Origin of the sequence: Desulfovibrio subterraneus (assembly GCF_013340285.1) — a bacterium.
Taxonomy (GTDB): domain Bacteria; phylum Desulfobacterota; class Desulfovibrionia; order Desulfovibrionales; family Desulfovibrionaceae; genus Halodesulfovibrio; species Halodesulfovibrio subterraneus.
In genome coordinates, this window is the sequence record NZ_BLVO01000016.1 from 435,919 (window position 1) to 441,325 (window position 5,407).

Genomic DNA, 5,407 nt, shown 5'->3' on the forward strand with positions numbered 1-5,407 from the left:
GGAGTATAGTACTCCCTCCGGTGATCTTCCTGAAAACCTGACAGGAAAACGCTATGCAGGTGTGGCTGCCTGCTCTTCTGCTTTGGGCTCTTCCGCTTCGGCAGGAGACTTTTTGATCTTCTGCTTCATCTTGGAGACCATGCCCTTGCCTTCTTCCATCTTGGTCTTGAAGTAGGCCTTTGCCTCGTTCACATCAAGGTTGCCAAGGGTGCCGCCGTTTCTGAAGTGACGGTCGAAGACCCAGCCGAGGGCATAGGTGCTGGCACCGCCCATGATGCTGATGGTGGCGGCACCGGCGGTATAGCCGATGACGGGAATGCTCTTCAGCAGGGAGGCAGCCAGCGGCACGCTGGCCGTGGTCAGTGCGCCGCCGCACAGGGCGGAGATGATGGACTTTGCGCGTTCCTTCTTGAATTCCACGCCGTGCGCCTTGGAAAGGGCATGGATCATTTCCAGCTGCACAGCCGTGAGCGCGGCAAAGTCCACAAGCGGAACAGGCACAAAGCCTACACCGATGGCGGCATACACGCGCTTGCGGATAATGGCATCCACAGCGTCTTCAGCGGGGCAGTTGCAAGGGGCTGCTTCAGCGTTTTCAACAGCTTCCGCTTCCAGGGTTGCGGCCTGTTCTTCAACGTCTTCATGCTTTTTAGCCATTGTCATAGCCTCATAATGGTCTTTTCAGGTTTTCAAGGAAACTACTGGGCCATAGTCGCATTCTGAACGCCCGCGAGCGTGGAATCGAAAATTTCATCGGCGGAAATGAGCAGGAGAAGGGGCAGGTCGATGCCGAGATTGCTGGCGGTAACAATATTCAAAGTTATCTTGGGCGTATATGATTCCTTTTCCAGAACTGCTGTCGGGGGGAGCAGATTCAGCCGTTGTCCTATGCGGTCGGCATAGAATCTGCCCAGCGGAAGATAGTTCAGGGTGGAGAGCCCCATGAGCGCGCCGCGCCGCACGTGGATGCTGCCGTCGCGGGCAAATGTCCGTATCTTGCGGCTGTTCAGGGTGTCGAACATGGGCTGCGGGTTGCCCTGCGTCCAGTCGAAACAGTTGAGGGCAGAGATGTAGAAGGCGTCCACTCCCTGATCCAGCAGGGCATTAACACCTTTGGTGCAGGTGTCCATGCTCTCCGCCTTGTCCAGATAGGGGTATTCCACAAGGGTGAAACCGCGTTCACGCGCAACCTCGCGGGCCTCGTTCACGTTGGAGTAGGAGAGCCCCTCGGGGCTGTCGTGGTACATGATGCCCAGACGGGAAAAGGGCAGGGCCTGATGGAACAGGGTGAACACCTTGTACCACTTGTCGCGCTGATACTGGATGGTGAGGTTCGGGGCGGTTTTGCCCGTCTGCGCATCCACTATTCCCGCGCCCACGGGGTCGGCCACGTCAATGGACATGATGGGGGTAATGCCGTTGTTCTCAGCAAGCAGCGCCTTGGTGGCTGCCGTTCCCATGGCGAGGATCATGTCCACGGACGAATTGGTCATGAGCTTTGCGGCTTCCCGCCGGTAGTCGGCGTTTGAGGCATTCCAACCCGGGCTTATGTACAGGCTTTGCGGAAAGTTCAGATGCTGCAGCAGGCCGCGCTGCTCGAGCGAGGCACGAACCTGTTTGTAGATGAGCGAAAATTCCCAGTAAGGTCCGGCTTCGAAATAGGCGACGGTTTTGAGAGGGGCAGTCGTGCTATTGCCGGTCGTGGCAATGGAGCTGGCCGGGCCGGTCGGGGAAAGGGGCGTGGTGCCTGCCGCCGTGGTGGCAGCAATTAGGGCAGCAGCGGGTGTGCCGGCGCATGCAACCGGCACCGCATTGGCCGCCATGAAAAGGCAGAACGCGGCAAGGGCGGCAATATGCCGGAGAATGCTGGTGTGACTGTTCTTCATTGATCAGCCTGTCCGTAGTGCAGTTGTAATACACCCGATTATAGTGTGGTCGACAATGTATCAGACGAAAAGTGTTATAGTCTACATGAACTTGGGGCCGTTATAACTCCACAGGCGGCAACTCTTGCGAGCGCGGTCCGCAAGATGCTTCGCAGAGGTCCGCAAATAACAGAGTCAGCCGGTTCACTCTGCGTATAGGTACCGGCCGTTTTGCGTCAGCTGGCCCGGGTCATATCTGCTCTGTCACAGGGGCTGCATCCGGGAGGCGGAAAACGGCAACGTCAAGCTGCGGCGCGCACGCGGCCATGCTGCAGTGGTAGGCAGCCTCCGTGTTGATGTCGCGGACCGTCCAGCAGCCGGAACCTTCGGAGCCACCGGTTTCAGGCGTATCATCCGGAGGCAGCGAGATGAGCCATGCATCCGTCTTACTGTCTGTGCAGACCTGAAAGCTGTCCATGGTCATGTTCAGTCCTGTACCTGCGGCTTTGAGAACGGCTTCCTTGCGGGTCCAGCAGCGGTAGAAGATGCGCAGGCGTTCTTCTTCAGGAACTGCGAAAACGCCCGCCTGTTCGTGCGGGTGCAGCGCGGCCGCAAGCACTTCCAGCTCCGGAACGGGGCGTATTTCTTCCACGTCTATGCCCACATGGCAGCTGCGGCACAATGCTGTCCAGACCATGCCGCCCGAGTGTGAGATGGAAAAGTCCACGTCTGTGTCTTCAAGCTGCGGCTTGCCCCATCGCGTAACAGAAAACGCTTCAGGTACGGGGCGGTTGAGCGCAGCCTCAAGACAGCGCCGGGCAAGCGCTCTGCCTACCATATGCCGCGCGGCGTCTGCAGCGTGGATGAACCTTCCTGCCCGTTCTCTCTCATCCCTCGTCACAAAGGGCAGGCTGGCGGCTATCCAGTCCTGCGCATCACCTTCCAGACGCAGCCCCACACAGAGAATTGCACTGTCCCCGACAGGGGGAACATGCAGGCTGGCGAGCGAGTCCGGCATGGCCATGGCGTTACCTTTGTCCCAGTCGCTGCTTTATGCAGTCCGCAAGACCGGCCCAGTTTTCCTGCAGATAGAAATGGTTACCCGGAAAGAGGTGCAGGGAAAAATCAACTGTGGTCAGGGATTGCCATTCGGCAGCCTTTTCCTTGGTGAGAAAATCCTCTTCACCCAGAAATACGGTGATGGGTACGGGGATGGGCTTGATGGTTCCCTGCGGCTTCCATGAGGTGACGGCGGTGAAATCCGCATGCAGGACAGGCATGAGGTAGCTGCGGAATTCATCGGAAGAGGCCACACACTGCGGTATGCCGCCCATTTCTACCACATGCTCCCAAAGTTGCTCGGGCGAGAGTTCTTCAAACGACGGTTGGGCGCATGGCAGACCCGTGATGTCGGGCATGAACCGGGGGCTTTCGGGCGTAGCTGTTGCTGAGAGAAAAAGCCTTCTGGGCAGGGGCATGTTCCGCTCTGCGGCGCGCATGGCACAGAGAAAGGCGAGCAGGCCACCCATGCTGTGGCCGAAAATGGCATAGGGGGCGGCTTCGGCTTCAGGCCGTATGGCATCGAGCAGATCGTTGCACAGAGTGCTCATACTGGTGTGCAGGGGCTCGTTATGACGCCGTCCGCGGCCGGGAAGTTCCAGAGGGTGCAGGCGCAGGGTGTCCGGAAGAAAGGACCTGAGTTGTGTATAGTGGGCTGCACTTCCTCCGGCGTGGGGAATGCAGAACAATGTTGCGGTCGTTTCTGGTGCCATATTCTATCCGTGTGTCCGGCAGGTTCGCCGGGAGTTGTCTATCTCAAGGGGGGGAGCGCCCATCGGGCCGCTACAGGGTTACCCAGCCCGCCTCGTCATCCAGTTCCTGCATGATGAGGCGCGATGCCTGTTCATCATGCCCCGAGCGGGCATGTATCTGCTTGAGCACGATCTTGCCGTCGATCATGCCGCAGATTTCAAGCTTACCCACGTCGTGCCCTATGATGTATTTGAAGCGCGTGCCGTAGCCGTTGAGATCGGCTCTGGCCCTGTCCACGATTGCTATACCCTGCTTCAGGGGAATCTGAAAATGGTGGCGCACGCGCGAAACCGGCATGCACTGGTAGAGATAATAGGGATTAACCCCTATGCCGAGCAGGCCGTTCATAAGATCCACAAGGTCGTGCGCGGTATCGTTCACACCCCGCAGCAGCACGGCCTGGTTGTTTATGGTGGCCCCGCATTTCCGTATGCGGCGTATGGCCTCGGCAGAGGTGGGGGTTATCTCGCGGGCGTGGTTAAAGTGGGTGGCCACATACAGGGGTTTATGATTGTTGAATTCCTGCAACAGATCGGTGAGGTCGTTTTCGAAAATGCGGACGGGAAAGGTGACGGGAACGCGCGAGCCGATGCGCACGAAATCAAGATGCTCGATTTCCGCCAGCGACATGAGCATGCGCCTGAGCACCGGAGTCGGCAGCATCAGCGGGTCGCCGCCGGAAAGAATGACGTTGGTGATTTCGGGGTGTCCGGCAATATATTCCAGTGCGCCGGTAAAATCCTTCAGCACCTGATCGCTGCGGCGGCCCACTATTCTTCTGCGGAAACAGTGGCGGCAGTACATGGCGCAGTATTCCGTAGCCACCACAAGGGCCGTGTAATCGTACTTGTGCAGCACGCCGTTGCCCTTGTCGTGTTTGTCGTCACCGTAGGGATCGGTTGTGGTCTCGCCCATGGAGCCGACCACGACCAGCTCTTCAGTGCTGGGAAAACACATCCTGCGGATGGGGTCTGCGGGGTCGTCCCTGTTGATGAGCCCAAGGTAGTATCTGGGAATATTGATGGGGTGTACTTCTACAACCCGCCTGAGTTCCTGCTCGTCTTCCGCACTGAAGACGGCATGTGCCTTGAGCTGATCAACGGTTGTCACGTTGTTGGAGAGTTCTTTTTTCCAATCTGTTCGTGTCCAGTCTGCCTGTGTCCAGTCTGTTTCCCCGTTCATTCTGGTGGGCTCCCTTTGTCCGGATTGCTGCCCCGTATGTCTTGCAGGTATCTCATGCCTAACATTCAAACACGGTACAATTATAGGAACAAGCCGCAGTTGCATAGAGGTTTTCAAGGAAAACGAGGGCATTTTGAAATACAAGTCAGATCGTTGCCTTTCTTAATAACTGTAAGAAACGGCTGTACAGGTGAAACTTGCGAACTTCTGAACCGTCAGGCAAGGCACTTTTTCCGGTTGAGAGTGTTACTGCAGGCGTTTTTGTCGTTATTTGCCGTGCCGCCGATGGAGTATGGCGCACACCGTTATATATAATGGCGGCGGTTGCACAGGGTAATTTCCTTACAAACAATAGTATGTCTTATTATGATGGTGGCTGCGTGCAAGGTCTACGTTTTACTACATTCCGTTTACTGCAAGTTGAACTTGCGAAGCTTTTGTGAGTGGGATAGTCCAGCATGGTAGCGAGGTTATCCATGAAAGACATTGAGTTGGATGGAGATTTGGCAGTATTGATTCCTTTTACCAGCGGGCAGAAGGAGTTGTGG

5 protein-coding genes are annotated in these 5,407 nt (G+C 56.9%); all 5 read right to left on the minus strand.

Annotation, left to right across the window (positions count from 1 at the left end; genetic code table 11):
* Nucleotides 1-51 precede the first annotated feature (51 nt).
* Nucleotides 52-657 (minus strand): YcjF family protein, encoded by a 606-nt coding sequence (locus tag HUV30_RS16290; protein WP_174406560.1) that lies wholly within the window; start codon nt 655-657, stop codon nt 52-54.
* A 41-nt stretch (nt 658-698) separates the two neighbouring features.
* The gene (locus HUV30_RS16295) at nt 699-1,886 is read right to left on the minus strand and encodes an ABC transporter substrate binding protein (protein WP_174406561.1); all 1,188 of its coding nucleotides are present in this window, start codon (nt 1,884-1,886) and stop codon (nt 699-701) included.
* Between the two features lie 229 nt (nt 1,887-2,115).
* Entirely contained in the window at nt 2,116-2,889 is a 774-nt protein-coding gene (locus HUV30_RS16300) for a 4'-phosphopantetheinyl transferase family protein (RefSeq protein WP_174406562.1), read from the minus strand.
* A 4-nt stretch (nt 2,890-2,893) separates the two neighbouring features.
* Nucleotides 2,894-3,637, minus strand: coding sequence for a thioesterase II family protein (locus HUV30_RS16305; RefSeq protein ID WP_174406563.1), 744 nt, complete (start codon nt 3,635-3,637; stop codon nt 2,894-2,896).
* Between the two features lie 70 nt (nt 3,638-3,707).
* Nucleotides 3,708-4,859 carry a KamA family radical SAM protein gene (locus tag HUV30_RS16310; protein ID WP_174406564.1) on the minus strand — a complete coding sequence of 384 codons (1,152 nt, stop codon included), beginning with the start codon at nt 4,857-4,859 and terminating at the stop codon, nt 3,708-3,710.
* Between the last annotated feature and the right edge of the window lie 548 nt (nt 4,860-5,407).

Excerpts from the sequence above, each read along its gene's own strand:
- HUV30_RS16290 (WP_174406560.1), bottom strand. The coding sequence starts at position 657 with ATGGCTAAAAAGCATGAAGACGTTGAAGAACAGGCCGCAACCCTGGAA.
- HUV30_RS16295 (WP_174406561.1), bottom strand. The coding sequence starts at position 1,886 with ATGAAGAACAGTCACACCAGCATTCTCCGGCATATTGCCGCCCTTGCC.
- HUV30_RS16300 (WP_174406562.1), bottom strand. The coding sequence starts at position 2,889 with ATGGCCATGCCGGACTCGCTCGCCAGCCTGCATGTTCCCCCTGTCGGG.
- HUV30_RS16305 (WP_174406563.1), bottom strand. The coding sequence starts at position 3,637 with ATGGCACCAGAAACGACCGCAACATTGTTCTGCATTCCCCACGCCGGA.
- HUV30_RS16310 (WP_174406564.1), bottom strand. The coding sequence starts at position 4,859 with ATGAACGGGGAAACAGACTGGACACAGGCAGACTGGACACGAACAGAT.